Source organism: Brevibacillus agri, assembly GCF_004117055.1.
GTDB classification, from domain to species: domain Bacteria; phylum Bacillota; class Bacilli; order Brevibacillales; family Brevibacillaceae; genus Brevibacillus; species Brevibacillus agri.
Genome location: NZ_CP026363.1, coordinates 1,070,070 through 1,096,546 on the forward strand (window position 1 = coordinate 1,070,070; position 26,477 = coordinate 1,096,546).

31 protein-coding genes and 1 riboswitch are annotated in these 26,477 nt (G+C 50.8%); of the genes, 29 read left to right on the forward strand and 2 right to left on the reverse strand.

Annotation, left to right across the window (positions count from 1 at the left end):
* Positions 1–66: 66 nt before the first annotated feature.
* Positions 67–167, forward strand: a riboswitch (SAM riboswitch).
* Positions 168–299: 132 nt separating this feature from the next.
* The 24 genes from metK to BA6348_RS05460 all read left to right on the forward strand — a co-directional run bounded on the left by metK (position 300) and on the right by BA6348_RS05460 (position 21,069).
* Complete coding sequence (gene metK / locus BA6348_RS05345) at positions 300–1,511, forward strand: methionine adenosyltransferase (RefSeq protein WP_007784923.1); 1,212 nt, start codon at positions 300–302, stop codon at positions 1,509–1,511.
* Positions 1,512–1,656: 145 nt separating this feature from the next.
* Complete coding sequence (locus tag BA6348_RS05350; RefSeq protein WP_005829780.1) at positions 1,657–2,673, forward strand: polysaccharide deacetylase family protein; 1,017 nt, start codon at positions 1,657–1,659, stop codon at positions 2,671–2,673.
* A complete protein-coding gene (locus BA6348_RS05355; protein WP_007784919.1) occupies positions 2,670–3,812 on the forward strand; it encodes a sensor histidine kinase in 1,143 nt (380 codons plus the stop codon). Before BA6348_RS05350 ends, BA6348_RS05355 begins: the two co-directional genes overlap by 4 nt.
* Before the next feature lie 34 nt (positions 3,813–3,846).
* A complete protein-coding gene (locus BA6348_RS05360; protein ID WP_005829784.1) occupies positions 3,847–4,554 on the forward strand; it encodes a response regulator in 708 nt (235 codons plus the stop codon).
* A gap of 67 nt (positions 4,555–4,621) precedes the next feature.
* Complete coding sequence (locus BA6348_RS05365) at positions 4,622–5,002, forward strand: hypothetical protein (RefSeq protein WP_005829786.1); 381 nt, start codon at positions 4,622–4,624, stop codon at positions 5,000–5,002.
* Between the two features lie 144 nt (positions 5,003–5,146).
* Positions 5,147–7,327, forward strand: coding sequence for a helicase-related protein (locus BA6348_RS05370; RefSeq protein ID WP_122952573.1), 2,181 nt, complete (start codon positions 5,147–5,149; stop codon positions 7,325–7,327).
* Entirely contained in the window at positions 7,324–8,442 is a 1,119-nt protein-coding gene (locus BA6348_RS27140; protein ID WP_242507451.1) for a ComF family protein, read from the forward strand. The genes BA6348_RS05370 and BA6348_RS27140 overlap by 4 nt, the downstream gene beginning before the upstream one ends.
* A gap of 85 nt (positions 8,443–8,527) precedes the next feature.
* Positions 8,528–8,959, forward strand: a complete 432-nt coding sequence (locus BA6348_RS05380) for a TIGR03826 family flagellar region protein (protein ID WP_025844210.1) — start codon at positions 8,528–8,530, stop codon at positions 8,957–8,959.
* Positions 8,960–9,091: 132 nt separating this feature from the next.
* Positions 9,092–9,367, forward strand: a complete 276-nt coding sequence (gene flgM / locus BA6348_RS05385; protein ID WP_007778085.1) for a flagellar biosynthesis anti-sigma factor FlgM — start codon at positions 9,092–9,094, stop codon at positions 9,365–9,367.
* Between the two features lie 37 nt (positions 9,368–9,404).
* The gene (locus tag BA6348_RS05390) at positions 9,405–9,896 is read left to right on the forward strand and encodes a flagellar protein FlgN (RefSeq protein ID WP_025844215.1); all 492 of its coding nucleotides are present in this window, start codon (positions 9,405–9,407) and stop codon (positions 9,894–9,896) included.
* 12 nt (positions 9,897–9,908) lie between these two features.
* Entirely contained in the window at positions 9,909–11,444 is a 1,536-nt protein-coding gene (flgK, locus tag BA6348_RS05395; RefSeq protein WP_005829797.1) for a flagellar hook-associated protein FlgK, read from the forward strand.
* A gap of 37 nt (positions 11,445–11,481) precedes the next feature.
* Entirely contained in the window at positions 11,482–12,375 is an 894-nt protein-coding gene (gene flgL, locus BA6348_RS05400; protein ID WP_039970915.1) for a flagellar hook-associated protein FlgL, read from the forward strand.
* Between the two features lie 24 nt (positions 12,376–12,399).
* Positions 12,400–12,981 (forward strand): DUF6470 family protein, encoded by a 582-nt coding sequence (locus tag BA6348_RS05405; protein ID WP_005829801.1) that lies wholly within the window; start codon positions 12,400–12,402, stop codon positions 12,979–12,981.
* Between the two features lie 16 nt (positions 12,982–12,997).
* Complete coding sequence (gene fliW, locus BA6348_RS05410) at positions 12,998–13,417, forward strand: flagellar assembly protein FliW (RefSeq protein ID WP_122952574.1); 420 nt, start codon at positions 12,998–13,000, stop codon at positions 13,415–13,417.
* A gap of 7 nt (positions 13,418–13,424) precedes the next feature.
* Complete coding sequence (csrA, locus tag BA6348_RS05415) at positions 13,425–13,664, forward strand: carbon storage regulator CsrA (RefSeq protein WP_122952575.1); 240 nt, start codon at positions 13,425–13,427, stop codon at positions 13,662–13,664.
* Between the two features lie 180 nt (positions 13,665–13,844).
* Positions 13,845–14,231 carry a hypothetical protein gene (locus tag BA6348_RS05420; RefSeq protein ID WP_005829806.1) on the forward strand — a complete coding sequence of 129 codons (387 nt, stop codon included), beginning with the start codon at positions 13,845–13,847 and terminating at the stop codon, positions 14,229–14,231.
* Positions 14,232–14,251: 20 nt separating this feature from the next.
* On the forward strand, positions 14,252–15,043 hold the full coding sequence (locus BA6348_RS05425; RefSeq protein WP_122952576.1) for an ImmA/IrrE family metallo-endopeptidase: 792 nt from the start codon (positions 14,252–14,254) through the stop codon (positions 15,041–15,043).
* Positions 15,043–15,933, forward strand: a complete 891-nt coding sequence (locus BA6348_RS05430; protein WP_122952577.1) for a hypothetical protein — start codon at positions 15,043–15,045, stop codon at positions 15,931–15,933. Before BA6348_RS05425 ends, BA6348_RS05430 begins: the two co-directional genes overlap by 1 nt.
* Before the next feature lie 232 nt (positions 15,934–16,165).
* A complete protein-coding gene (locus tag BA6348_RS05435) occupies positions 16,166–17,860 on the forward strand; it encodes a flagellin N-terminal helical domain-containing protein (protein ID WP_122952578.1) in 1,695 nt (564 codons plus the stop codon).
* 152 nt (positions 17,861–18,012) lie between these two features.
* Entirely contained in the window at positions 18,013–18,372 is a 360-nt protein-coding gene (locus tag BA6348_RS05440; RefSeq protein ID WP_025844246.1) for a flagellar protein FlaG, read from the forward strand.
* A gap of 16 nt (positions 18,373–18,388) precedes the next feature.
* Positions 18,389–19,942, forward strand: coding sequence for a flagellar filament capping protein FliD (gene fliD, locus BA6348_RS05445; protein WP_122952579.1), 1,554 nt, complete (start codon positions 18,389–18,391; stop codon positions 19,940–19,942).
* Positions 19,943–19,963: 21 nt separating this feature from the next.
* Positions 19,964–20,344, forward strand: coding sequence for a flagellar export chaperone FliS (gene fliS / locus BA6348_RS05450; protein ID WP_005829829.1), 381 nt, complete (start codon positions 19,964–19,966; stop codon positions 20,342–20,344).
* A 93-nt stretch (positions 20,345–20,437) separates the two neighbouring features.
* Positions 20,438–20,734, forward strand: coding sequence for a flagellar protein FliT (locus tag BA6348_RS05455; RefSeq protein WP_005829831.1), 297 nt, complete (start codon positions 20,438–20,440; stop codon positions 20,732–20,734).
* 89 nt (positions 20,735–20,823) lie between these two features.
* On the forward strand, positions 20,824–21,069 hold the full coding sequence (locus tag BA6348_RS05460; protein WP_005829832.1) for a helix-turn-helix domain-containing protein: 246 nt from the start codon (positions 20,824–20,826) through the stop codon (positions 21,067–21,069).
* A gap of 54 nt (positions 21,070–21,123) precedes the next feature.
* Here the strand turns inward: BA6348_RS05460 and BA6348_RS05465 are convergent, their stop codons facing one another.
* Positions 21,124–21,315 carry a putative motility protein gene (locus BA6348_RS05465; protein ID WP_005829834.1) on the reverse strand — a complete coding sequence of 64 codons (192 nt, stop codon included), beginning with the start codon at positions 21,313–21,315 and terminating at the stop codon, positions 21,124–21,126.
* A 150-nt stretch (positions 21,316–21,465) separates the two neighbouring features.
* Here BA6348_RS05465 and BA6348_RS05470 point away from each other — a divergent pair, with 150 nt between their 5' ends.
* From BA6348_RS05470 to BA6348_RS05490, 5 genes are all read left to right on the forward strand, one after another.
* Positions 21,466–22,275, forward strand: coding sequence for a motility protein A (locus BA6348_RS05470; protein ID WP_025844263.1), 810 nt, complete (start codon positions 21,466–21,468; stop codon positions 22,273–22,275).
* Positions 22,268–23,077 carry an OmpA family protein gene (locus BA6348_RS05475; protein ID WP_005829838.1) on the forward strand — a complete coding sequence of 270 codons (810 nt, stop codon included), beginning with the start codon at positions 22,268–22,270 and terminating at the stop codon, positions 23,075–23,077. Before BA6348_RS05470 ends, BA6348_RS05475 begins: the two co-directional genes overlap by 8 nt.
* A gap of 303 nt (positions 23,078–23,380) precedes the next feature.
* The gene (locus tag BA6348_RS05480) at positions 23,381–24,202 is read left to right on the forward strand and encodes a basic amino acid ABC transporter substrate-binding protein (RefSeq protein ID WP_007778013.1); all 822 of its coding nucleotides are present in this window, start codon (positions 23,381–23,383) and stop codon (positions 24,200–24,202) included.
* An 81-nt stretch (positions 24,203–24,283) separates the two neighbouring features.
* A complete protein-coding gene (locus BA6348_RS05485; RefSeq protein ID WP_007778010.1) occupies positions 24,284–24,958 on the forward strand; it encodes an amino acid ABC transporter permease in 675 nt (224 codons plus the stop codon).
* Positions 24,959–25,050: 92 nt separating this feature from the next.
* Positions 25,051–25,248, forward strand: coding sequence for a cold shock domain-containing protein (locus tag BA6348_RS05490; RefSeq protein ID WP_005829843.1), 198 nt, complete (start codon positions 25,051–25,053; stop codon positions 25,246–25,248).
* A 59-nt stretch (positions 25,249–25,307) separates the two neighbouring features.
* Here BA6348_RS05490 and BA6348_RS05495 read toward each other — a convergent pair whose 3' ends face one another.
* Complete coding sequence (locus BA6348_RS05495; RefSeq protein WP_005829844.1) at positions 25,308–26,360, reverse strand: HD-GYP domain-containing protein; 1,053 nt, start codon at positions 26,358–26,360, stop codon at positions 25,308–25,310.
* Between the last annotated feature and the right edge of the window lie 117 nt (positions 26,361–26,477).

The following is a 26,477-nucleotide window of genomic DNA, read 5'->3' on the forward strand; positions in this document are numbered from 1 at the left end:
GGTGCTCTGGCAAAAGTCTATTGACACCACCTCAAAAAACAATTATTCTATAATCCGTAATGGATACTCTTATCCAGAGCAGGCGGAGGGACTGGCCCTATGAAGCCCGGCAACCGTCTGGAGCGGTGCTAACCAGCAGGACGGAAATCTGTTCTGGCCGATAAGAGGATGAAGGAAGCTAAAAGCGCTCAAACCTTTTCCTCCAAAAGATGGAAAAGGTTTTTTATTTGCGTTTACGTCGATAAAATCCTGACTCGGCTACCAAACTATTTGTATGAGGTCAAAGGAGGTATTTTCTCATGGCTTTGCAAAAAGGTCGTCGTCTGTTCACATCTGAGTCTGTAACCGAAGGACATCCGGATAAAATTTGTGACCAAATTTCCGACTCCATCCTGGACGCCATTTTGGCCAAGGATCCAAACGCTCGCGTAGCTTGCGAAACTTCCGTAACTACCGGGCTGGTTCTCGTAGCCGGTGAAATCACCACCAACACGTATGTGGACATCCAAAAGCTGGTGCGCGAAACGATCCGTGAGATCGGTTATGATCGTGCGAAGTTCGGCTTTGACGCTGACACTTGCGGCGTAATCACTGCGATCGGCGAGCAATCCGCTGACATCGCTCTCGGCGTAGACCAGGCTTTGGAAGCGCGCGAAGGCAAAATGACCGACGCTGAGATCGAAGCGATCGGTGCAGGTGACCAAGGTCTGATGTTCGGCTTTGCTTGCAACGAAACACCTGAGCTGATGCCGCTGCCGATCAGCATGTCTCACAAGCTGGCTCGCCGCTTGACTGAAGTTCGCAAAAACGGCACACTCGCCTACCTGCGTCCTGACGGCAAAACGCAAGTAACGGTTGAGTACGATGGAGACAAGCCAGTTCGCATCGACACCATCGTGATTTCGACTCAACACGCTCCTGAGACTACCTTGGAGCAAATCAAGCAAGACCTCATCGAACAAGTTATCAAACCAGTTGTTCCGGCTGAGCTGCTGGACGCTGACACCAAATACTTCATCAACCCGACTGGCCGCTTCGTAATCGGCGGACCTCAAGGGGACGCTGGTCTGACTGGCCGCAAAATCATCGTAGACACTTACGGTGGCTACGCTCGTCACGGCGGCGGCGCGTTCTCCGGTAAAGATCCGACAAAAGTAGACCGCTCCGGCGCTTACGCTGCTCGTTACGTAGCGAAAAACATTGTGGCTGCTGGCCTGGCTGACAAATGCGAAGTGCAAGTGGCTTACGCAATCGGTGTAGCGCAGCCTGTATCCATCGCTGTTGATACTTTTGGTACAGGAACCGTTTCCGAAGAAGATCTGGTGAAACTGGTGCGCAAACACTTCGACCTGCGTCCGGCTGGCATCATCAAGCAGCTCGACCTGCGTCGCCCTATCTACAAACAAACAGCGGCTTATGGCCACTTTGGACGCAATGACCTGAATGTTCCTTGGGAGCAAACAGACAAAGCAGAAGTTCTGAAGCAAGAAGCTGCGCAACTGGCAAAATAAGAACGACAAAGAAAGAGCCTGGTAAAGCTACTGGGCTCTTTTTTTATTACGGGGAAAAATTTTCCAGTTATTGGTGGGCTTTAAGCGAAGGGAAAATGTAGGACTGTGTCGAATCTCCTAGTGAGGAAGTAGAGGAGGGGTTTCTTTGCCGAACAAAAGGCTCTTCCTGACCGTATTTGTTATTTCTTTATTGCTGGTTATGTCTGCATTGGGGATTGGTGAATTTTACCAATCAAAAAAGAATGCCCAAAAAGTGCAACCTTTTCCCCAAGTAGATACGTCTATAAGCATAAGCGAGGCGGAAATTGCTGAGCCAAACGTCACGCAGAACGAAAAAGCAACGGTAAAGCCGAAAAAGTGGTATAACAATCAGGTAGTCGTCCTGACGTATCACCATGTCACGGATGCATCAGGCCAGCGCTACGTCATTTCGCCTGAGCAATTTGCAAAACATATGTCGTTTTTGCACGAAAACGACTTGCAGCCGATCTCGTTGGATGAGTTTTTGCATTTTGTGGATACAGGGAGCTTGCCGACCGAAAATGCTGTCCTGATTACCTTTGACGACGGCTATGAGAGTTATTACACGAAGGCTTTTCCCACCTTACGTACATACGGCTACCCGTCAGTGAACTTCGTGATCGCAGGGCGCTTGCGAGATGTAGCCGATCGAAAACGGGAGAACATGACGACGCCACTTACGCGTCAACAAGTCATGGAAATGCTTCACTCTGGGCTGGCTGATATCGGTTCGCATACGTACAGCCTGCACGAAGAGGAAGCGCGGAATGAATGGGGAGAGATGGGGCCAGAGACGGCTCCCGTCTATTTGCAGGATTTACAACGACTAGAAAATGAGAAAGAATACAGGGATCGGCTCTACGTTGATTTCAGTATGTCTCGTGCAGGCTTGAACAAATGGATGGGCCGGGAGATAAAAACGATTTCATTGCCTTTTGGCTACACGAATCCCATCGTACTGGAGACAGCGCGACAGGCAGGCTACGGATATGTCTTTACTTCTACACCCGGTTTTGTCAAAAGGGGAGTAGATCCGTTCGCCATTCCACGAAATGATGTGGGCCTGCGAGATGTAGATGAGGTCAAACTCCATCAGTTGTTCACGAAAGCGAAAAAAGAGTTCGAAGGAGAGCAATCATGAACAAAGTGATCGACATCAGCGTGCTGGATGGGGTGATTAAGAGAACCATTGAAACTGTGGAAACGAGTAAAACCCAAATTTTTGATATAGCCGAAAGTGCCAGACAGCAAGGCAACTCGTTGAAGTTTGACTTGCACGAGCTTCGGCAGGAAATCTCGAAGGTCATCCAAAAGGTCGATGCGCTGGAGCTGGCCTATCGAAAGTCGCGCAACAGGCTCGTTCAGGTAAGCCGCAACTTCCACATGTACACGGAAGACGACATTCGCATCGCCTACGAGGAAGCGAGCCGGATACAGGTGGAGCTGTCCATCTACCGCGAGCGGGAAAACAACCTGAAGCGCCGTCGCAACGACCTGGAGCGACAGTTGCGAACGCTGGAGGAAACGATCGACCGCGCCGAGAAGCTCGTTTCCCAGATGAGTGTCGTGCTCGGCTACTTGACTGGCGACCTGAGCAAGATCGGAGAAGCGCTGGAATCGGCCAAACAGACTCAATTGATGGGGCTGAAGATCATCCAGGCCCAGGAAGAGGAGCGCAAGCGTGTCGCACGCGAGATTCACGACGGACCGGCCCAATCGATGGCAAACGTCGTGCTGCGCTCTGAAATCGTGGAGCGGATGCTGAAAAACGAGCGCATTCTGGAAGCGCAAATGGAGCTTCACGAGCTGAAGGAAATGGTTCGCCTGAGCCTGGCTGACGTAAGACGGATTATTTTTGACCTTCGCCCAATGGCTCTTGATGACCTCGGACTGGTGCCCACTCTGCAAAAATATATCCAGACGTGCGAAGAACGTATCCGTGCTTCCATTGATCTGGTAGTATTTGGTGTGGAGCCACCGCTGCGCAGCTCTGTCAAAGCTGCGATTTTCCGCCTCGTTCAAGAATGCTTGAACAACGTGGAAAAGCACGCTGGAGCTTCTTCGGTACAAGTGAAGCTGGAGTTTCTGCAGGAGTCGCTAAGTCTCGTCGTCAAAGACGATGGAGTCGGATTCGATCTGGAAAAGCGCATGGCAAACGGCAACTCCTTTGGGCTTTTGGGAATGCGTGAGCGCGTGCAACTGCTGGAAGGCAGTGTGGATCTGCAATCAACTCCTGGCGAAGGAACAAAGGTAATTTTCCAAATACCGTTAAAAATATGAACCGATACAGATTATGTACACAGGGGGATGAAACATGGATAAAAGACAGCAAGAGCTCCGCATCGTGATTGTGGACGACCACCAATTGTTCCGCGAGGGCGTTAAGCGTATTTTGGAAATGGAAGAGGACTTCAAGGTCGTCGGCGAAGGGGCGGACGGCGGAGAGGCTGCTCTGCTTGCGGAGGAGCACAAACCAGACGTTCTGCTGATGGATATCAACATGCCGAACATCAATGGCGTCTCTGCTGCGGAAAATGTCATTTCCGTGAGTCCCTCCACGCGAGTTATCATGCTCTCGATCCACGACGACGAGGGCTATGTATATCGCACGCTGCGTTCCGGCGCGTCCGGCTACCTGCTGAAAGAGATGGGCACCAGCGATCTGGTGGATGCCGTACGCGTGGTAGCCAGCGGCGGCGCTTACATACACCCGAAGGTGACGGGCAAGCTGATCGAGGAATTCCGTCGCCTGAGCGAAAATGAGGGTACGGCAGAGCGCAGCTTCTCTGTTGATGAATCGCAAACGATCGATCCAAAAGTGATCGAATCGCTGACCCGCCGCGAGCGGGAAGTGCTGCAGTTGATGGCGGAAGGAAAAAGCAACCGGGCTATCGGAGAATTTTTGTTCATCAGCGAAAAGACAGTGAAAAACCACGTCAGCAGCATTTTGCAAAAGCTGAATGTCCAGGACCGCACACAGGCGGTTGTCATTTCGATTAAAAACGGCTGGGTGAAGCTGTAAGGCGAGGCTGCGCGTCCGGTTGGCACCCTGTTCAAGCCATTCGGCATACCTTTGTATAGGAGGGGGTATGACCGTGATGGAAGAACTGGTTGTATGGCTATTGGCGGCTTTTGGCTGCTCCTCACTGCTGGTGATGGTAGCTGAGCGATGGACCAGTCGGATGAACAGCATGACCGAACTCCCGCAAGAGCACTACCGTTTGTTGGTACACAATTCGGAGCAGGTGCTGGAGCGTGCCGTAAGAAAGCTTTTGTTTCGCTCATACTGGAGTGGCAAGCCTATCCGGATTACCTTGATAGAAGAAGGGTCTACGGACGATACGCCCCGGATGCTGGCGATTTTGGCGCGAGAGCCGTACGGCTGCGGCTTTGGCGCGGCAGACGGCCAGCCTGAGCTGGCGACGGGAGCGATCGTGATTGACTTGCGGGAGAAGCGGGAAGGAGCCTGATTTTTTCGGGCAATTGAATAAACGTACAGGGCTGTCGAGCAAATCGGCGGCCTTTTTGTGTTCGCTGCAAAAAAAAATTTGCCGGCCTGCCTTGTCTTTTTGCACAATGGTGGCAGAAAACACAAGCGGAAATGGGGGAGGCAAATGCGCGAGTACTTGCTGTATATCAAATGCGGCACAGAAGCAGTGGCGCCAGTCCAAACGTATGTGACGCCGAGCTTTTCTGTCGATCGGGCTTTTTGGCAGGAGAGGGAGGGCTGTGTGCTGCATGTGATCGGCAAGACGTCGTCGCTTGCCTTGGCCTTTTCCTTGCGTGAAAAAATAAACGAACGGTTGCGCAAGCGCGTGGGAGAGCGGAGCAAGCTGACAGATGCGCTGGTCGCGGAGCTGCGGGGGCTGGCTGTGGCGAAGGTCAGGGAGGCGAGCGCGCTATACGGGCGGGAAGTGGAGAGAAGGCAGGCAGGGCACAGGAGCCGGGAGCATCAGCCACACCCGCGCCAATCCGTGCAGCATGAAGCGTGGTTTGCGTGGGAGGCGATAGCGTGCAGCGTGGAAGTGAGGCAAGCGGGCGAGCGGGATGAACAGCTTTTCAGTCGCGAGTCTGCTCATTGTGTGAGCGAGAGGGTGGATGTTTCTGGAAGAACTGCCTCTCCGTTTTTGCAACATCGGCTCGCGGATACGTCTGTCCATTGCAGCAGGAGAAGTTCTCGATCTCCATCTCAGGCTCATGAGGCAAGGCAGCCATTCCTATCTCGGGATAATGGGCTGCAAGCTATACCCTATCCCGCTACGCCAGCAGACAGAAACGACATTGCCTTGAGAGAACTGCTGGATGGCCGCGCTCTTTTCTGGGATGAAGTCGAGACGCTTTTGCAGAAACGCGGAGTGGAAGTGGACGATCTTGCTGCTGTATTGCACAGGTACGTGCTGACTGGCAGAGCGCGGTGGCTTCCCGGAGTGCGAATGGACATGTGCAGCAACTGGCGGCAGAGTCGCTTTGTACTGACGTGTGAGCGATGCGGAAGCGCGGGGCGCGAGGTTGAGCTGACCTACTGCCATACGTGCGGGCAAGGCTGCGCATACTGTACGACGTGCCTTGGGATGGGCAGGAGCAAGTGCTGCACGCCGTATATTTTGCTTGCGGCAAGCGGTTCTCTGCCTGTCGGGAGCAACAAGGGCACAGGCCAGGAGCCTTCGCGGCTGGAGTGGACAGGCAGCTACTCGGACGACCAGGCGAGGGCTGCTGAGCGCGCTCGGCGTTTTGTAGCGAATCCGCGCCCCGGTCTTTCCGAGTTTTTGATTTGGGCCGTGTGCGGAGCAGGCAAAACCGAGCTGCTGTTTCCTTCCGTAGCAGAGGGACTTGCGGCGGGAGGCCGCGTGCTGATAGCTACCCCGCGCAAAGACGTAGTGCTGGAACTGGCTCCTCGCATTCAACGGGTGTTCCCCCACGCGCGGGTGATTGCTGTCCACGGCGCCAGCGCTGAAAAATGGGAGGAGAGCGACATCACGATCGCGACGACCCATCAGGTTTTGCGCTATTATCGCCGCTTTTTGCTGGTCGTACTCGACGAGGCCGATGCGTTTCCGTACCACAATAATCCCGTCCTCTACCGGGCGCTGGCCAGAGCTGTACATCAAGCGGGGAAGCTGCTTTATTTAAGCGCGACCCCACCCCGCTATTTGCAAAAACGACTCGTTTCAAACGCTCGTTCAACTCGGCATGGCACGGCGGCCAACCCGCTTTTTTCTGCCACCCACGTCCTTTTGCCGGGTCGCTATCACGGCTTTCCCCTGCCCGTTCCCGAGGTTCTAACGGTCCGCGGACTGCACAAGCGCGTTCGGGCGAATCGAGCAGTGCCTGCATTGACAGATGCGGTGCAGCGTTCGCTGGAGGCAGGACGGCAAGTTTTTGTCTTCGTTCCGCGCATAGATGACGTGGAGGTAGTGCTCGCCTATTTGCAAAAGTGGCTGCCGTCTCGTGCCGAGCAGATGGCAGGTGTCCATGCTGCGGACCTGATGCGCGAGGAAAAGGTGCTCGGCTTTCGGCAAAAGCGCTACACCCTCATGGTGACGACGACGATTTTGGAGCGGGGGGTAACGATTCCACAGAGCGATGTCGTTGTCGTCGGCGCGGAGGCCGCTGTCTTTGACGAAGCTTCTCTGGTGCAGATTGCTGGCCGCGTGGGCCGAGCGTTCGACGATCCGGCAGGCGCCGTGTTGTTTTTGCAGACAGAACGCGCTCTGGCACCCAAGCTGGCGGTCAGGCAAATTACGCGGATGAATCAACTGGCGAGCAGGCTTGCAAAAAGAAGGGGGCACTCATGAGGGGGAGTACATGTGTCAGTTGCGGCGGGCGTGTAAATACGCCCAAAAGAGAAGGCGTTGTCCGCGCGCGTGCAAGCTGGCTATCCCGTCCCGTCAGCTATCCGGCGATCTATCGCTTGCTGCACGACCTCCCGGCCTGCGCAAGCTGTATTGAAGCGTTGCCGTTCATCGGGGAGCAGTTTTGCCGACAGTGCGGGCGGGACATGCGAGCGGAGCCGTACAGCAGCGAGGGCCGCTGCCGCGACTGTGTCAGGGAAGTGGACGAGCCCCTGAAGGAAAATCGCAGCCTGCTCCGGTACGAGCAAGACGGCAAAAGTCTGCTCAGCCTGTTCAAATACCGCGGAGATGAGCGCCTGGCTGGCTATTACGGAACGCTTTTGGCAATCGCGGCCTTTCGCTTTTACACTCCGTCCCGTTTTGCCTGCATCACCACTGTCCCGCTTCATGCCAGGCGGCTGCAGGAGCGCGGATTCAACCAGGTGGACTTGCTGGCAGCCTATTTGGGGAGTGCAACCGGGATTCCGGTGAGGCCCCTGCTCACACGCATAAAAGAGACGGAGAAGCTGAGCAAGCAGGGGGGACGCGCATCCCGGCAGGAAAGCATGCGAGAGGCTTTTGCGTGGAATGAGGGGGCGGTGCTTCCTGGGTTTGCCCGTGGCCGTTCTGATAGCCGGGGCGCCGATCATAGGAATCTGACCAGCATACTTGCAGCCGGGATTCATTTCTTGTTTGGCAATTGGTTCAGCCTGCGTTCTTCCATCTCGCATACTTCTCATGAAGCCAAAAGTGGCGAGAGAGATTCGCAAGCCAATCCCGTTCCGAAACTGGACAACCGCAACAGAGCTGCGCACGCCAATACCGCCCCGAACTCGAATAGCGGCGACAGAGCAGCCTATGCCAATTTCAATCCGAACCCGAACAGCCACGACAGAGCTACACAACCCAATACCGCTCCGCCCCCAAATAACCGCATCCCCCTACCCGCCACTCCCCCCAAAATCCTTCTCATCGACGATATTTACACAACCGGATCGACTCTCCGCTCCTGCGCAAGAACATTGCGAGCACATTTGGGGACAGTTTGTGAAATTTATTCCTTGACAATATACAGATAGCCAGTTTGGAAAAATTACGATATCATGGAAGTATACAGCAGTCGGGAACTGAATGAACTTTCTGGATGTTGAAGGGGTTGTTTTTATGTCTCTGGGCAAGCTGGCAAACTGCTCGCGGTGTGATGCTTTATTTGTACAAACAGTTCGTGACATTTGCCCCAAATGCTATCAAGAGGTGGAGCAGGAATATGAAAAATGCGCCCGGTTTTTGCGCAAGCGCGAAAATCGCGGAGCCAATATTCACCAGGTGAGCGAAGCCACAGGGGTGAGCGTGAAGCAAATTACGAGGTTTATCAAGGAAGGGCGCATTTCTGTAGATGGTAACCCGAACCTTGGTTACCCATGCGAGATTTGCGGGATTTTAATCCGCACTGGCAACATGTGTGACGCCTGCATGAAGGGCTTGAAGCACGAGATATCGCAGCAGCTTGAAGTGGATCAGCGCTTGGAGCAGGAGGCGCGTGCACGTCAGGCGGAAGCGGCCGTCTATCGAAGAAAGCAGAATCGTGACGAATAGTTTTGCGCAAAAAAACTAATCGTCAAACAGGAAATTGCCGATGATACTACTAAGAGGTATCATCGGTTTTTCTTTTTATTAGGGGACCCGTTCCCGCGAAAATGTCCGGTGGTTTGAGAGGATGGTAATCAGATGCGGATTAATGAACCAAACCGTGTCGGGATGATTAATGCTTACAACAAGACGGCCAACAACCAGGTAAGCAAAAGCGGAAAAATCCCGATGGGCAAGGATGAGGTCAACATTTCCACGGAAGCGCTGGAAATGCAGCGCCAGATCGAAGACGCGAACGCGCCACAGCGCCGCGAAAAAGTGGAGCAGTTGAAAAAGCAAGTCGAGGAAGGCACGTATCGCGTCCCAAGCGAGCGGATTGCCGATAAACTACTGTCTTTTTGGAAAAAGCAATAAACCAGTTCTCTAGGGGAAGACGAGGAGAAACGCGAACATGGATAGACTCTACGATCTGCTCGACAACTTGATCCAGTTGCACAAAGCCTTGTACACCTTGGCCACACAGAAAAAAGATGTGCTGGTGAAAGGAAATGTGGATGAGCTGGTGGTGATTACCCGCCAGGAACAAAAGCTAATCAAGGGCGTCACAGCAGCAGAAGCAGCCCGCCAAAGTCTGGTACAGGAATTGACCGTCCAAAAAGGCCTGGCGCTCCAGGAAGGCACACTGGCTGAATTGATCAAGTTGACGACCAGTGCGGAAGAGAAGACGCGGCTTGCGTCCTATCGCGACGAGCTTGTGCGGATTGTCACCGAACTGCGTGAGGCAAACGAGCTGAATCAGCAGTTGCTGGAGCAATCCCTTTCTTTTGTAAACATGACGCTCGACCTGATTACGGACACGCCGGAGGACGACTTCATCTACGGCCACCCGAGCACGGACACATACCGCCAGGCGAGCCGAACATTTTTCAACAAAAAAGCGTAAAGAGGTGCTGACATGCGCTCGACTTTTCATGGAATCGAAGTAAGCAAACGCGGCCTGTTCGCCCAGCAGTCCGCCTTGAATACGACCGGACACAACATCGCGAACGCGAATACGGAAGGGTACACGCGGCAGCGGGCGAACATGCAGGCGACCCCGGGCATTCCGTATCCGGGACTCAGCAACAGCACAGAGCCGGGCTTGCTCGGAACAGGTGTCAACGTTGTCAGCTTGCAGCGGATTCGCGAAGAATTTCTCGATGTGCAACTGCGCACGGAGAACAAGCACTACGGATATTGGGAAGCGAAAAGAGACGTTTTGCAAAAGGTCGAGGGCATTATGAACGAGCCTTCCGATACCGGGATGCAAAAAGTGATGGATGAGCTGTGGAAATCGTGGCAAGACCTGTCGCAAAATCCCGAAAGCCTGTCCGCTCGTGCAGTCGTTCGTCAACGGGCCATTGCCGTGACAGAGACGTTTGCCGCCCTGAATACATCACTGACCGAATTGCAGCGTGATTTGGACAATGTCGTGGCGACCAAGGTCATTGACATCAACTCCATTGCGCAGCAACTGGCGAACCTGAACAGACAGATCGGGGATGTGGTGCCGCACGGCTATCAGCCAAATGATTTGTACGACCAGCGCGATGTGCTGCTGGACAAGCTCGCGAAGCTGACCGATGTCAAGGTGACCAATCTGAACAGCGGCATGATTCAGGTAACGATTGACGGACAGGAACTGGTGAACGGCCGGACAGCGGTGACGATGGCGGTGGAGAAGGATGCCACGACCGGTTTCAATAACATTACGCTGGGCGGAGCACCGTTTATACCGCAGTCGGGCGGTTTGCTCGGAACGTTTGAGGCGCGCGGCATCCCTGGTACGGATGCGAATGGCCAGCCAACCATGCAAGGCCCGGTGCCTGACATGATCCGAAAGCTGAACCTGCTTGCAGAAAATATCGCGACAGAAGTAAACAAGTTGCATTCCACGGGAATGAACTTGACTGACATTGAAAACAGAAAGACTAACCCGACGGCAGATTTGGAGAAGCTGGACTTTTTTGTGAAAAAGAATGACGCCTTGCCGCTTACTGCAGCGAATATACAGGTCAACCCGAAAATTTTGGCCAGCCTGAATTCTATCGCGGCGGCGCAGGTAGAAGACCCAAATACGGGATCGGGAACTTCCTTTTACGGCGACGGACGCAATGCGCTCGCAATCGCCAGCATCAAGTTCAAGCCGTTGCAACTGTTGACAGGCTCATCCGGACAAATCGAGTCCACGACCTTGGACGACTTTTATCGTTACACGATTGCCCAGCTTGGGGTAGACAGCCAGGAAGCGACTCGTATGGAAAAGAACTCGGAACTTCTGGTCGGGCAAGTCGATACGAACCGCCAATCCGTTTCGGGCGTCTCTATCGACGAAGAAATGTCCGAAATGGTGAAATACCAGCATGCTTACAACGCTTCTGCCAGGGTCATGACCAGCATGGATGAGATTTTGGACAAAGTGATTAACGGGATGGGACGTGTGGGCCTCTAGTCTAGCCTGCGCGTGAACATCTGAAAGGAGCATTTTCATGGCCGTTCGAGTAACCCAGACCATGTTAAACAATAATATGATGAGAAACTTGTCCAACTCCATGGGCAGAATGGACAAGCTCCAGGAACAGCTCTCTTCGGGAATGAAATTTTCCCGCCCTTCTGATGATCCGGTGGCGGCGAGCCGGGCGATGTTTTACCGCTCTTCCTTGATTGAGAATGAGCAGTTCCAGCGCAACGTGAACGAAGCGCAGTCTTGGATGGAGTTGTCTGACAAGTCGTTGGAAGAGGCCGGGACGATTTTGCAGCGCGTGCGTGAGTTGGCCGTAGCATCAGGCAACGGTGGGCTTGGGGCAGATTCCTTGCAAGCGATGGGAAAAGAAATCGCAGAAATTCGAGATCATTTAGGTAACATTGTCAACCAGACGGTGGGGGGACGTTACATTTTTGCAGGAACGGATACGCTAACCCCACCATATGACAAGGCCAGTGATACTTTAACGTTTACAAACAGAAATGAAATTCTGCTGGAGGTAAACAAAGGAATCCATTTGCCCATTAATGTCATCGGAGCCGATGTGTTCGATTTCAAAGGAACAGACGGCAATAACGTCTTTGATCTCTTGAAAAAGATTGTAACGGATTTGAACGACGGCAAGCCTGTTAACACAGAGCTTGGAAACATTGACCAACAAATCGACAAGCTGCTTGCGGAGCGAGCCACGCTTGGTGCGCGGACCAACCGGATCGAACTGATAAAAGGCAGATTGGAAAATGAAGAAATTAGCGTGACCTCGCTCATGTCGCAAAACGAAGATGCCGATGTGGCGCAGGTCATTACCAACCTGAAGATGCAGGAAAACGTCCACCGCGCGGCGTTGGGGGCAGGCTCGCGAATCATTCAGCCAACATTGCTCGATTTCCTGCGCTAATAAAATAGGGGAGACGATCAAAAAATGAGACTCCCGCAAATCCAGATTCGCCAAACTTACGCGCAACTAGGGCTGAAAATTACAAAGCCCGTTCAGGAAATTCGCCAGCCGCAGGCCGAACTGAATTTGCGTCAGGAGCCTGCCATTTTGGATATCAAGCAGGCGAAAGGACAGCTATCCATTGATACCAGTGAGGCGCGGGAGAACCTGGACCTGCGCAGCTCGGCACAGCGAACGAGAAACAATGCAGACTACGGACGCCAGAAAGTGCTGGAGGCGATTGCCCAGATCAGTATGGAAGGCGACCGTTTGGCCGCCATCGAGAACAAAGGGGCAAACCCGATCGTCGATATTTCCTTTGAAGAAAGCATTATTTATCAGAGCAGGGAGATCATTGCGGAAGGCTCGATTATCGGAGACGGTATTGAGATCAGGTACGACCTCCAGCCGGCCCAGATCAACGTACAGGTGCGCGGCAAGAAAATGGACCCGGTTATTCATCGGCCTGTTCACAATTATACGCCGGGAAAAGTGGAAGGCTACATGAGACAATGGAATCGTGTCGAGTTTGATGTGGTAGGATTGTATGTAGATCAAAAGATGTGAGGCAGGAGAGAAGATCATGACACAATCCCAGGCGATACAGAGCATGGAGCTGTCTTTTCCGGATGGAGTTCCCGGTTTTCCGCAGCTTTCGCGCTTTCAGATGACGCAGGAAGAAGCGGGACAGCCGTTCTTTAGCTTGAAATCTTTGGAAGACGAGCAGGTAGGCTTCTGGATGATAGACCCGTTTCCGTTTTTTCCTCAGTATGAGTTTACTTTGGCTGAAGCCGTGAAAAAACAACTGCAAATCGAGGAAGGAACGCCACTGTCCGTCCGCACCGTCATCACTGTCCGCAATGAAGGCGATGTCACCGTGAATTTGAAGGCGCCGATCATCATCAACGAGGAAAAGGCTTTGGCCAAGCAAGTGATCTTGAACGACGAAAACTACGGAATCCGCCAGCCGCTCTTTCAGCGGCCCAAAGCGGCCAGTGAGTAGGTGAACTATGCTTGTCTTGTCGAGAAAAAAGAACGAGTCGGTGATGATTGGCGACCAGATTGAAATCAAGATCATTGCGATCGAGGGCGACGTGGTGAAAATCGGCATCGAAGCGCCGAGGGAAATAGACGTATATCGCCAGGAAATCTATCTGGCGATTAAAGAAGAAAACCGTCTGGCTTCGCAGACGAAGATCGATCTGTCGAGCCTGACGAAAATGTTTGGAACCAAATCTGATGCGCTATAGCGTGTCAGATTTTTTTGTGCAGGTATTCGGTATTTTATTTGGATGCGAAAATAAAAGAAAGGCCTGGTGAATATGTTGTTGACCGTTGTGATTATTGATTTTTGTATCCAAATCAGATACTTACATTGGTTTTTTCTAGAATCCTTGCATATAATAACAGTATAGGGAGGTGTTATAACCTTGAATGCGAAAGAAATTGCTGGAACCAACATCAAAAAGTATTTGGATGCGAAAGGAGTCAAGCATAGCTGGGTAATGGAGCGAACGGGCATCAGTAAAAAAGCCTTTTACGATTTATTGCGAGGGGAAGGCAATGTAGACAAACACATTGAGAAAATCAGTGATCTTTTTCGGATTAAAGACCCTTTATTTTTCTACTCGCATTTTAAAGAGCCAACCCCGCCGCAAGAAATCGAAGATCGCTACAGCTTTACGAAATCTGTTGCTATGTCATTTCATGGAGAACAAACCAGAGATTTTGCAGAGTCAATGGAAGTCTTGGCCGATTTGATAAATATGCTCGATGTTCTTCACTCCATAAACGAAGAGACAGGGAATCGTAACTAATAGGCACGGAGGTTGCCACCGTGATTACTCAAAAAAACTTGGAAAGCTTGTTAAAGCTGAACGAAAGCTTGCTGCCGGAAATTCGTGAAAAACTAATGGCGATTCGCATGAACCCGGACCCGTTGCTGGCCCAAAAGCCATTAGAGTACGTAAAGACCGTTTTAAGAGAAGAAGCGAATGTCATAGAATTTCCTGTTCCTCATGACAGCTATGGCGGACTGGTCTATTATTTGAACGGCAGATTTTATATTCATATCAATACAGGTCAGCCTAAAGTATATGAGAACTTTATGTGGGCTCATGAATATTACCATTTTCTGTTCGATCGTGATAAACTGCGTGATCGAAACCACCACTATATGTTCACGGATGGAATACTTGATCCAGACGAGCGACTTCCTCATTTGTTTGCCTCTGAATTTTTAATCGACAATCATATTCTGCGAAGGAAGTTTGCCTATAGTCAAAAAGCATTTGCAAACGAATCCCTTGCCCTGCAAATTATTCGATTGATCCCGACTTTTGAAGTTCCTTACAAGGCGCTCGTTGTCAAGCTGGCTCAGGAGCAGCTTATTTCAATCGAACAAGCAAAGGAAGTTGTTGATTTTTCTTATCGAGACTTTCTTCCGGATGATGTGAGTTCATCCTTGTTAGAGCCTACGAGGACGATACTGATTGACAGTTTTGAACAATTGTTGGACGCTGCAAAGGAAGGCCTTCATGACGATGACCTGCGTGCCATCCAGGCCCAGTTCGCGAGCCACCTAAAAAAGATCAAGAAATGGAAAGAGGTATGCAGGGAGGGTATCTGATGTCTGCCGCCAGTGATCCAAAATGGGAATCGATTCGCCCATTCCTGAATCTGGATACGAAAAAGCTATACGGATCATTAACGCAAGAAAAAGCTTGCTATATACTGGATAACCAGTTCATGACCTCCCTGAAAAAAAGCATTCCCGATCTGCCGAGATTGCTCCAAGGGATGAGTGAATCTGCGATCATCCTGATACCTGAGGAAGTGTTGCTGGAAGCCGGAAAAAACCTGCCGGGCAAAGAAAGAGTCGAGGAGCTATACTACGATTTTTTTCGGGAACTGTCTCGACACAAAACAATCTATGTGACTGCTTTGACCGGAATTTGCGAGATCGTCTGCGAATCGACGGCAGTTGCTGCGGCCTTGCACAAAATCCGCAGTATAGCTATCGAATCCGTGCCGACCAATCCGGTGATCCAGGCTGAGATCCAAAGCTTGGCTCTGCACGCCAAAGAAGATGTGGGCAAGCTCAGTGCCTGCATGCAGGCGACCGGTCGGGATGGCGGCGAGAGAATCGTCAATTTGATGGCGCTCCTGTTGATAGGCGAGTATTTCGGTCCGATTTTTGTATGCAGCGACGATAGAAAGGGGATTTACACCCCCTATAAAGCCTATCAAAAGAACGAGAAGTTGCGAGAGTGGATCGGTGTTGGGGGAATAGACGAATTTCGGGAGATGTTCCAGCTTATGTCGTTTGACCGGTTGTTGCAAAAGGCGGTATACGAGGTGGAATGTACGCAGCAAGAAACGATGGAACTGCTCAGGCGTTGTCGACCTTCCGAAAAAAATGTTCTCTATTCCATAGACGGCTTGGCGGAAAACGACGAGCTTTCGCACGAACGCTTTGCGGAGCTTTTGGCTCAGAAACGAATACAGATAACATTTTGAGGAGGAGCCAGGCGAGAATGGCTCTTTTTTGTTGGATCTTCATTGGCAAAATCGTCGCACAGTTTTTTTGCAAAAAAAAGTAGAAAAAAGACTAAACAAGGATGAATCTCCCACCGATAATAAAACTGTAGGGGAAAAACGGCCTAAGCGCGCGATTGGGTTCGGCTTTTCCGAAACATTACCCAAACCTTCCGCAGGGACGTGGAGGGCACACTCAAGGAGGAAAATATTCATGCGTATTAACCACAATATCGCATCTTTGAACACTTATCGTCAGTTGACTGGTAACCAAGCTGCAACAAACAAAAACATCGAGAAACTGTCTTCCGGTCTCCGCATCAACCGTGCTGGTGATGACGCGGCTGGTCTGGCAATCTCTGAAAAAATGCGCTCCCAAGTTCGCGGTTTGGACATGGCTTCCAAAAACGCGCAAGATGGTATCTCTCTGATCCAAACGGCTGAGGGTGCCCTGAACGAAACGCACAGCATCCTGCAACGTATGCGCGAACTGGCTAACCAATCTGCAAACGGAACGAACACAGACGCTGACCGCGCCGCTCTGCAAGATGAAATGAACCAATTGACTTCCGAGATCAACCGTATCGGTAACACTACTGAGTTCAACACTCAGAAGTTGCTGAATGGTGGAATTGGTAGCAACGATGGAGCGAAAATTACAAAAGCAACTAGTGCTGTTATTGATGGCGGTACGGCTTGGGTGGCAGCTGATACAAGTGGACAGACTGGTTCAATCAAGGTAGATGGTCAAACTTTTGATATTACTTCCGTCTTGAATCAAAACTGGACAGATTATAAAGGATCTGGTTCAGATGGTACAATAGACGACTTTATCAATGAGTTGAAAAATGTTACTTCTGGTGGAACCAAGCTTTCTGATCTTGTAAACATTGAAAAGAATGCTGCGGGTAATGGCCTGAAATTTACTGCGAAATCTGAAGGTGCTGCTAGCACACTTGAGGTTAAAGTAGGTACTGGTAATGATGACGCAGCGATAATGCTCGGTTATGCTGACGAAACAACCTTGACAGGTATTGGAGAAGTAAAAGGAACCCCAACTACCATTGAGCGTGCAGGTCTGCAAGGAACAGCAGTAACAGCAGCTATTTCTGTTTCAGCTAATAGTGGATTTAAGTTGACAGTGGGTGGCGGAAACGAAGTTGAAGTTAAATTCGATGATGCTAAAACATATACAAATGACGATGCAGGCCGCGCAGATTTTGTAAAAGATTTGAATGCAGCACTTCAAAAGGCTGGTCTGGATGGTCAGGTAACAGCTAGTTTGTCTGCGAATAATGAAATTCAATTGATATCTGAGACCGGTAAAGATCTGGATATTGTAACTGGATCGGTAACTGGTTTAACTAATACTGGAATTACTGATGCTCTTACCCCACAAAACGTTGAACAAGTTGTAGGGCCTGGGGTTCAAGGTTCCGGCTTTACTACGAAGTTCCAAATCGGCGCTAACAAAGGTCAATCCATGTCCTTGGATATTAGCGACATGCGTTCCGCTGCACTGGGTATCACTGGTAATGCTGGTCAAAAAGGCTTCACAAAAACAAATTCCGTGACTAACGGTACTAATGACATCAAATCCGAAGCAGCTCTGAATATCTCCACCAAAGAAGATGCTTCCAATGCAATCGAAGTTCTCGATAAAGCAATCAACAAAGTTTCTAGCGAACGCGCGAAACTGGGTGCTGTTCAAAACCGTCTGGAGCACACCATCAACAACCTGGGTACTGCTTCCGAGAACCTGACAGCCGCTGAATCCCGTATCCGCGACGTAGATATGGCGAAAGAAATGATGGAACAAACCAAGAACAACATCTTGGCTCAAGCCGCCCAAGCTATGTTGGCTCAAGCTAACCAACAGCCACAAGGCGTTCTGCAACTGCTCCGCTAATCGAAATACCCCTGGAGACCTTAGATATTCTAAGGTCTCTTTTTTGTCATTCCTACCGAAAGAAATCTCTCATTCGAGGTATATCCTCCTTAAATCCTCCTCCATTTTTTCCGATACATACAATAAGGAGAAACCGGAATGGAGGTTAATACATGGACGTATCTATCAATAGTCAATCAGGATTAGGGACGAAGGCAGCGGGAGTGCCTGTACAGGCAGCGTCTGCAGGTGTACCAGCGGCAAAGGAAAGCAAACCGGAGGCAGAGACAGCCACTCAGCAGTACTCTGAAAAAGAACTCGGAAAAGCGGTAGACGACCTGAACAAATGGATGCAGCAAACGCAAAGCACGCATCTGCAGTTTCGTCTGCACGAGCAACTCAAAGAATATTATGTGGAAATCGTCAACGACTCGACTAAAGAAGTCATTCGCCAGGTTCCTTCCAAAAAAATTATGGACATAGCGGCCAAAATGCAAGAAATGATCGGGTTGTTGGTTGACGAGAAACGATAGAGAAGGAGGGATTGACATGGTTAGTCCGATTCGTTTTTCTGGTCTCGTTTCCGGACTGGATACGGACAGCATGGTCAAGGAATTGATGAAAGCCCAGCGCGCACCTTTAAACAAGATGCTGCAGAAAAAGCAATTGGAAACATGGAAGCGCGACGCTTACCGCGAAATGAACGCACTGCTGTTGGATTTCCGCCTGAACACAGTAAGCGACATGCGTTTGCAAGGTCCATACCTGAAAAAAAAGCTCGTATCAGATAATGAAGGTGCGGCTTCGATCAAGCAAGTAGGAATGCCTAATTTGCCTACCTACAAAGTGACGGTAAACACCCTGGCTACAGAAGCCGAGCCAGCTAGAATGGATACGACTACGACAGTGGCAGCAGCCGATTCTGCGAAAAATCTATCTACTGCGGGTTTGAGCGGATCTTTCGAACTGACGGTGAATGGTACGAAAATTACGATCAACGATACCGATTCCATGGAGAGCGCTGTTAAAAAAATCAATGAACAGACCTCCAAGACAGGGGTAGCAGCAACTTTCTTTAACGGTAAATTGATTTTTTCTTCCACTTCCGCTGGGGAAAATGCAAAAATCAAGCTCGAGTACACAAACGATGACAACGCGAAAGTTTTTGGCCTGTTTGATAGCGGCGTTACAGCAGGAGATCCGGCAACCAAAGAAGCTCAGGGTCAAAAAAGTATAGATGGATCTGTTACCATTAATGGCGTGACTACTGCGATCAGCAGCAACAAGTTTACCTTTGACGGCATCGAGTTCGAACTGAAAAAAGCAGAATCGTTTACCGTAAACTCTATGCAGGACGACGAGGCCATCTTCAAGTCCATTAAAGGCTTCATTGATAAGTACAACGAAGTCATCGACAAGATTAATAAAAAAATTAGCGAGCCTCGCTATAAAGACTACCAACCTCTGCTCGAGGAAGAGAAAAGCGCTTTGGATGAGAAGCAAATTGAGAAGTGGGAAGAAAAAGCAAAAAGCGGTGTCCTCCTTCGCGATTCTGTCCTGTCATCCGCGCTGACGGAGATGCGCCAAATCTTCTCTACGGTTGTAGCAGGCATGGGCGATGAAAATTTTGACACTCTCTCTGATATCGGGATCAGCACAGCAAAAGCGGATGCCAAGTTCAGCTATGCCAACTACATGGAAAAAGGGAAGCTGTACATCGACGAAGAGAAGCTGCGCAAAGCCATTCGTGAAAACGGCACACAGGTAATGGATTTGTTTACCAAAAATCCGGCGGAGACAACGACAGACAAAGACCAGATGCTACGAGAAACGGGAATCGCCAAAAGACTGTATAACAGTCTGACTGGCATGATGTCTAAAATTACAGACATTGCCGGTTCTTCTTCCATGGGCGATATCTCCGACAGCTACTCCATGGGCCGACAAATGAAAACTCTCACGAAAAACATCAGCACTCTGGAGCTGCGCATGAAGAACATGGAGGAGCGCTACTACCGCCAATTCACCGCTATGGAACAAGCGATGAGCAAGGCAAATTCGCAGAGTAGTTGGCTCGCCCAGCAATTCAGCAGCGGCAGGTAGGATCGAAAGGAGCCGGATATGATGGCCTATCAACAATCGTTACAAGCTTACCAAACGAACTCGGTAAACACAGCCAATCCAGGGGAATTGACGTTGATGCTCTACAACGGAGCGCTGAAATTTCTGAAGCAGTCAAAAGCAGCGATTGCCGAAAAAAAATTCGACAAAGCCAACGAGTACAACAAACGCGTGCAAGATATCGTAGGCGAGCTGATGGTTACGCTGGACCAAAAATACCCGATCGCCCAGCAAATGATGTCGTTGTACGAATATATGCAAACAAGACTGATCGAAGCCAACCTCAAAAAGGAAACCTCCATTCTGGATGAGGTAGAAGGACTTCTCACCCAATTCCGCGACACATGGAAGCAAGCCATGGTCTTGGCAAAAACGCAAGGGTAGCGGATGGAGATGTCATTTCAACTAACGAGAGAGACAGTCGAGCCGCTATTTCAACAGCTATTGCTTCATTCTCATGATTTGGAGAAAGCCGTCTTGAAGGAAGAAGCAGAGCCGGAGGAATGGCTCGAGCTGTTGGACAAACGCGAAGAGGTACTGGGGCAAATTGCTGATGCAATCGATCGGGGATTTGTTCTGCCGCCAGAATGGAATCTGCAGTACGCCACGCCATTTTTGGAGATTGACCAGCGCTTGCTTCCGGTTATGCAGGAGAAGCAGGACGAACTGTCCGAGAAAATCAACCAGATCCAACGCGGTCGAACGGCTAACAAACAGTACGGAGGCTATAGCGGATCTCCGGCATATGGCGCTTTTTTTGACACCAAGAAATAACGGTCATGATACATTTGGATAAGCTCCCTCTTGACTGAATAGGTGCGTGCGTCAATTAGCCGTACTTGTTCGATTCAGGAGGGATTTTTATGCCTGTAAAAGGCCAGAAATTTACGAGTTACACAACCGAATTCAAGCTGAAAGCGGTAAACATGTACTTGGAAGAAGGAATGGGCTACAACCGGGTGACGAAAGAGCTGAATTTAATCAGTAGCTCTTATATCAGAAGATGGGTCAAAAATTACCGGGAGCATGGGATCGAGGGGCTCACAGAGCGCAGAGGAAAAGCAGCAAGGCTCTCCAATGAAAAACCTCACCCCGAAAGAAAGGGATGAGGTCTGGTTAAAGCCGATGGCGAAGAAGGGATTCTTCGCTTTTTTCTTGCCTAATTACACGCTGATATCAATCTGTTTCCCAAGTGTAGGGTGGGGAGCCTGTGTCGTTGCTTGGGCATTGGTAAAATCCTGGAGCATTACCATCGCGCCTGCTGCCTGGGTAGCTTGCGCCATTTTCAGCATGCTCAGGCCTACGGTTTGCTGGAGCTGGCTTACTTGCGCGCCCATAATGGAACTGATATCCATATCGAATTTCCTCCTCTCCTGCCATGTCCATTCTTTACATTTATCGGCAGAGCGAACCTCTGCTATAATAATGGAATTCAAATCAACCGATACACCAATAGAAAACCTCAACCTGCTTTACCAGGAAAGAACGTTAGGAAGGTGACACCATTGTCCACAAAACGTCGCTCACTCGTCTTGATCGGAGCCGTCGTCCTCATTTTCATACACGCCGTTTACATGAACGGCAACCTCGCCGATCTGCTGAACGTGACCGCCATCGAGCTGGTCGCGCTCGCTGTAGTGGTTTCCTACGCGATCAAGCGCAAGCACCTCGACCTGAAAAAAATGATCCGCCTGCTGATTCACGGGCGGGACAGCAACGTCGAGGAGACGATCAAGCGCTTCTACTACTACGCGCTCGTCCAGAAAGAACAGGGATATATCGCGCTCGAGCGCGAGTTGCAGCAGGAGCGGGACTCGTTCGTGCAGCGCGGCAGCTTGCTGGCGATCGAGGGTGTGCCTGAGGAAGAACTGCGAATGATCCTGGAGAACGAGCTGAAAGGCGAGCAGTATCGCTACCAACAGGCAGCAGGCTTCTTTCGGCTTATCAGCTTGCTTGCGCCAGGGATGGGGCTGGTCGGGACGCTGCTCGGGATGACAGGGGTGCTCAAATCGCTGGAAGACATGGCACTCACAGGGCACAGCCTGAGCGCAGCCGTTGTCGCCACGCTCTACGGTGCGCTCCTTGCCAACTTGTTCGCGCTGCCGTGCTACTACCGGATGATGGATTTGTATGACCGGGAAATGTTTGAAAAACGGCTGTATATCGAGGGCTGCGTCGGTTTGCAGCGGATGGAGACGCCGCGCCTGTTGTTTGAAAAGCTCAACTCGTTTTTGCCAGGCGACCAGAAGCTGGTGCTCGTCAAAGAGCCTGGTAGCATGAAGGGCACGATTGAAAGGCAGGATCGCTATGCATGACGATCGGTTGTACGATGAGAAAGAGCTGGAGAAAAGCTGGCTCATCAGCTACAGCGACTTGATTACGCTACTGTTCGTCATCGTCATTATCATCGCGGCGACGCAAATGACGAAGATTCAGACCCAGCGCGAAGCCGCCAAAAAGGAGCAAGCTGAACAGCAGGCCAATCTGAAGCAGGTGCATGAGAGCCTCGATCTGTTGAATTTGCAAAAGCTGGAGCTAGAACGCGAGATTCATCAACTGGAGGGGCAAAAAAAGGCGCTCACAGGCACCGTGGATGAAAAAGGCACACAGGAGCAAGAGCAGGCGCAAAAGAGCGTGCCAAAGCCGCCTGTCGGCATGCCGGACACGGGTGAGCGCGATATGGAGACGGTGCACAACCAGCTCTCGTCCGCTTTGGCCGAGCTGAATCTGGACTACGAGGAGACCGAAGAGGGATTGCGCATCCGCCTTCCGGAGAAAATTTTGTTCGCCAGTGGCTCTGCTGATCTCCAGGAGCAGGGGAAAGAGGTCGTAGGCACTGTAGCACGTGTGTTGCAGCGCTACGAGTACAAAGTGAGGATCGAAGGCTACACAGACGACGTGCCGATCTCGCGCAGCGCATACAAGTCCAACTGGGAGCTGTCCTCTGCCCGCGCTATTGCGGTGATGCGGGAAATGGTTGATGCATATTCCTTGCCGGCGTCGCGCTTTACGGTGGCAGGATTGGGAGAATACAGGCCACTCGTGGACAATTCGAACGAAGAGAACCGCGCGCGCAACCGCCGGGTAGAGGTTATTATTTTGGCGGAAAAAGAATAATTCGTATTTTTCAGATAAATAGATCGTTTTCAGGCAGGATTTTTATATACAGGATAGAAGTATATCCGGTGTATACGAATCCTGCCTTTTTGCTGCTAATTCCAGTTCTATACCAAAACTCGACTCCGTAACCATAGTACCAGAGCCGCAGAACGCGCAGGAAAATAGTTATACACAGCTTGTGCACAACGTCATGTGGATAATGTGGATAACTTTGTGGAGAACGCAAAAAACACATGATTTCCATGTGGACAGTGCTGGGGAAAAGTAAGCATACACAGAGAGAAACAAGGGGGATTTTTAATGCGTATCGGGAAAAAGTGGTTCAAGTCTCTTGTGCTGGTCGTAGGCGTGGGGCTTTTGGTCTCAGCCTGTGGATCGGGTGGCCAGCAAAGCTCGGGAAGCGGAACTGGCGCGAGCGGCTCAGGGTCAGGCTCCGGCTCGGGTGAAAAAGTGTACGTGGTAGGAACAGATGCAGCTTATCCGCCGTTCCAGATGCTGGAGGCCGACAAAATCAGCGGCCATGACATTGACGTGATGAATGCGATCGCAGAAGCGGGAGGATTCAAGATCGAGTGGAAAAACACAGGCTGGGACCCGCTGTTCGACGGATTGGACAAAGGGACGGTGGACATCGGGATTTCGTCGATCACGATCACGGACAAGCGCAAGGAAAAATACGATTTCTCGGATTCGTACTTCGAAGCGAATCAGCTCATTCTCGTAGCGGAAGACTCTCAGGTGACCAAGCTGGCCGATCTGAAAGGCAAAAAGATCGGGGTACAGGCCGCGACTACAGGGGAAGAAGTGGTCAAAAAGGCGTTTGGCGATACGTATCAAGGCTTGATGGGCTATGACGACATGCCTTCGTCCGTGGACGATTTCTTCAATGGCCGTGTCGATGCAGTTGTCGGGGATAATGGCGTGCTGCAATATTACGTAAATAAAATCAAAGACAAGAAGTTCAAGCTGATAAAAGACGACTCGTTTGAAAAAGAATACTACGGAATCATGGTGAAAAAGGGCAACACGGACGCGCTGAACAAAATCAACGACGGCTTGAAGAAAATCAAGGAAAACGGCAAGCTCCAGGAAATCTACAACCAGTACTTTGGCAGCAATTAGTCATCAGTAGCCGGGTGCGTCGCGGGACGTGCCCGGTGTTTGTGACTCCAGTGCTGACATACACGAAGGGAGGACTTGCCATTGGACTGGAGCGTCATCTATGAATATCGCGAGCTGTTTATCCGAGGCATTATCAATACCATTTTACTAACGGCGGTTGCTACCGTTTGCGGGACCTTTTTGGGGTTGTTTATCAGTTTGGGCAAAATGTCGTCGAACCGCTTTTGGCGGTGGACATGCTCGATCTACGTGGAGCTTTTTCGGGGGACGCCGATGCTGGTGCAAATTTTGCTGATTCACTTCGCCGTCATCCCGTCTATCTGGGGACTGTTTTTTTCGGGAGAGAGCAGTCCGGAAGCGATCTACTCCGGATTCGTGGCGCTGTCGCTCAACGCAGCGGCCTACATCGCCGAGATTTTTCGCGCAGGGATTCAATCGATCGATCCGGGACAGATGGAAGCGGCACGCTCGCTCGGGATGACGAAGGGGCTGGCGATGCGGCTGATTATTTTGCCGCAGGCGTTTACCCGGATGCTTCCTGCCATCGGGAACGAATTTATCGCCCTTTTAAAAGACTCCTCCCTCTGCGCCGTTATTGCGACACCGGAGTTGAATTACGCCGCCATGAACGTGGCGAAGAGCACGTTTGAGCGCTACCCGCCGTATTTGACAGAGGCGGCTGTGTACCTGGTGCTCACGTTGTTCCTGTCGCGGGTAGTCGTAAGAGGATTGGAGAAAAAATATTCAACGAGATAGAAGAATGCAGCTTCTGATTTTGGAGAAACTAGAGGTGTACACACAAAGATTTGTAATCCAAATTTTTACAAGAGAAAGGGTTGTGCTGTTTCATGCAAGGCAAAGTAAAATGGTTTAACGCAGAAAAAGGTTTTGGTTTTATCGAGCGAGAAGGTGGCGACGACGTATTTGTCCACTTTTCCGCGATTCAGTCGGATGGTTTTCGGACATTGGAAGAAGGACAAGCTGTAGAATTTGATATTGTGGAAGGCGACCGCGGGCCGCAAGCAGCCAATGTCGTCAAACTGTAAATCATATCGCTGACAGCAAATCCCCCTGGCCAACATCAGGCTCGGGGGGATTTTTACGTCTAGCTAATCATTCGGGTGATGGTAAGCGCGCGATGCTCGCGCAAATCCAAAAACTCGTCTCCTCGGCGAACGAGTGGACGCATCGGTTCATCGGTATGAATCATAATGATTTCGACGTGGTCTCCATTGCTGAGCAACGCCTGAGAGCCGACGTAGAGCAAAATAATGTACTGGATAAAACGCGAAACGATCAAAGGGTTCAGTTGGCCTTGGCATGCCAGCTCCCACAATACGTTGGCAGCGTGAAAGGGAGAGGTGCCGCGGCGGTAGACGCGGTCTGTGCAGATAGCGTCGAACACGTCAGCAACGCTGATGATCTGGCACTCCAGAGGGATGTCTTCCTTTTGGCAGCCATGAGGATAGCCGCTGCCATCCAGGCGCTCGTGATGCATGAGAGCGCACCTGGCGATCCACTCGTCAGCGTCCTCCATCGACAGGAGCAGCTCGCTGCCGTAGAGGGTGTGCAGCTTCATGATCTCGTACTCTTCATCGCTCAAGCGATCGGGTTTGGACAAAATCTCGTCGGGAATCATCATCTTCCCTACGTCATGCAAGAGACCGGCTTGTCCCAAGCGGTAGATTTCGTCCTGGGGTCTTCCTGCGATTTTACCGATCAGGGCAGCTACGATTCCGACATTGAGAGAATGGCGATAGGTGTAATTTTCCGTGCCTTCCTTGATGTAGAGGAACCGGAGGAAGCCCATTCGCTGGAGCACTTGGTCCAGCAGAGGATAAAATGTGCTGTTGAACTGATGCAGGGGAGGAACAGAACCTGTAGCGATCTGTTTGAAAAGGTGCTCGGTTTCTTTGACTGCTGCAATGTACTCGCGGGCAGCTTCTGCCTCGTTCCAATGCAGAATGGGCAAAGGCTGCTCGGGAGCTTCCGACGCAGAAGTGACGTGCACAGCTTGAATGTGGTGTGCCTCCAAAAGTCGAATGTCACTCAGGTGAAGGACTGCCCCGGCGGGCAAAAGAAGCAGGCCGTACTCATTGTAGACGTCTTGCGCGAGCGTAGTACCAATAATGGAATGAGAAGGTTTCACCTCTGCCATGAGGATTCCTCCAGTGCGATGACGACCGCGATATAGGATTGAGTGACTACCCTCTCTATTATAACATAGGGAAACTAGCGAGTATTGGTAAAATTCTGTCGATTATTGCCGGATTGT

Excerpts from the sequence above, each read along its gene's own strand:
- metK (WP_007784923.1), top strand. The coding sequence starts at position 300 with ATGGCTTTGCAAAAAGGTCGTCGTCTGTTCACATCTGAGTCTGTAACC.
- BA6348_RS05355 (WP_007784919.1), top strand. The coding sequence starts at position 2,670 with ATGAACAAAGTGATCGACATCAGCGTGCTGGATGGGGTGATTAAGAGA.
- BA6348_RS05360 (WP_005829784.1), top strand. The coding sequence starts at position 3,847 with ATGGATAAAAGACAGCAAGAGCTCCGCATCGTGATTGTGGACGACCAC.
- BA6348_RS05365 (WP_005829786.1), top strand. The coding sequence starts at position 4,622 with ATGACCGTGATGGAAGAACTGGTTGTATGGCTATTGGCGGCTTTTGGC.
- BA6348_RS05370 (WP_122952573.1), top strand. The coding sequence starts at position 5,147 with ATGCGCGAGTACTTGCTGTATATCAAATGCGGCACAGAAGCAGTGGCG.
- BA6348_RS27140 (WP_242507451.1), top strand. The coding sequence starts at position 7,324 with ATGAGGGGGAGTACATGTGTCAGTTGCGGCGGGCGTGTAAATACGCCC.
- BA6348_RS05380 (WP_025844210.1), top strand. The coding sequence starts at position 8,528 with ATGTCTCTGGGCAAGCTGGCAAACTGCTCGCGGTGTGATGCTTTATTT.
- flgM (WP_007778085.1), top strand. The coding sequence starts at position 9,092 with ATGCGGATTAATGAACCAAACCGTGTCGGGATGATTAATGCTTACAAC.
- BA6348_RS05390 (WP_025844215.1), top strand. The coding sequence starts at position 9,405 with ATGGATAGACTCTACGATCTGCTCGACAACTTGATCCAGTTGCACAAA.
- flgK (WP_005829797.1), top strand. The coding sequence starts at position 9,909 with ATGCGCTCGACTTTTCATGGAATCGAAGTAAGCAAACGCGGCCTGTTC.
- flgL (WP_039970915.1), top strand. The coding sequence starts at position 11,482 with ATGGCCGTTCGAGTAACCCAGACCATGTTAAACAATAATATGATGAGA.
- BA6348_RS05405 (WP_005829801.1), top strand. The coding sequence starts at position 12,400 with ATGAGACTCCCGCAAATCCAGATTCGCCAAACTTACGCGCAACTAGGG.
- fliW (WP_122952574.1), top strand. The coding sequence starts at position 12,998 with ATGACACAATCCCAGGCGATACAGAGCATGGAGCTGTCTTTTCCGGAT.
- csrA (WP_122952575.1), top strand. The coding sequence starts at position 13,425 with ATGCTTGTCTTGTCGAGAAAAAAGAACGAGTCGGTGATGATTGGCGAC.
- BA6348_RS05430 (WP_122952577.1), top strand. The coding sequence starts at position 15,043 with ATGTCTGCCGCCAGTGATCCAAAATGGGAATCGATTCGCCCATTCCTG.
- BA6348_RS05435 (WP_122952578.1), top strand. The coding sequence starts at position 16,166 with ATGCGTATTAACCACAATATCGCATCTTTGAACACTTATCGTCAGTTG.
- BA6348_RS05440 (WP_025844246.1), top strand. The coding sequence starts at position 18,013 with ATGGACGTATCTATCAATAGTCAATCAGGATTAGGGACGAAGGCAGCG.
- fliD (WP_122952579.1), top strand. The coding sequence starts at position 18,389 with ATGGTTAGTCCGATTCGTTTTTCTGGTCTCGTTTCCGGACTGGATACG.
- fliS (WP_005829829.1), top strand. The coding sequence starts at position 19,964 with ATGGCCTATCAACAATCGTTACAAGCTTACCAAACGAACTCGGTAAAC.
- BA6348_RS05460 (WP_005829832.1), top strand. The coding sequence starts at position 20,824 with ATGCCTGTAAAAGGCCAGAAATTTACGAGTTACACAACCGAATTCAAG.
- BA6348_RS05465 (WP_005829834.1), bottom strand. The coding sequence starts at position 21,315 with ATGGATATCAGTTCCATTATGGGCGCGCAAGTAAGCCAGCTCCAGCAA.
- BA6348_RS05475 (WP_005829838.1), top strand. The coding sequence starts at position 22,268 with ATGCATGACGATCGGTTGTACGATGAGAAAGAGCTGGAGAAAAGCTGG.
- BA6348_RS05480 (WP_007778013.1), top strand. The coding sequence starts at position 23,381 with ATGCGTATCGGGAAAAAGTGGTTCAAGTCTCTTGTGCTGGTCGTAGGC.
- BA6348_RS05490 (WP_005829843.1), top strand. The coding sequence starts at position 25,051 with ATGCAAGGCAAAGTAAAATGGTTTAACGCAGAAAAAGGTTTTGGTTTT.
- BA6348_RS05495 (WP_005829844.1), bottom strand. The coding sequence starts at position 26,360 with ATGGCAGAGGTGAAACCTTCTCATTCCATTATTGGTACTACGCTCGCG.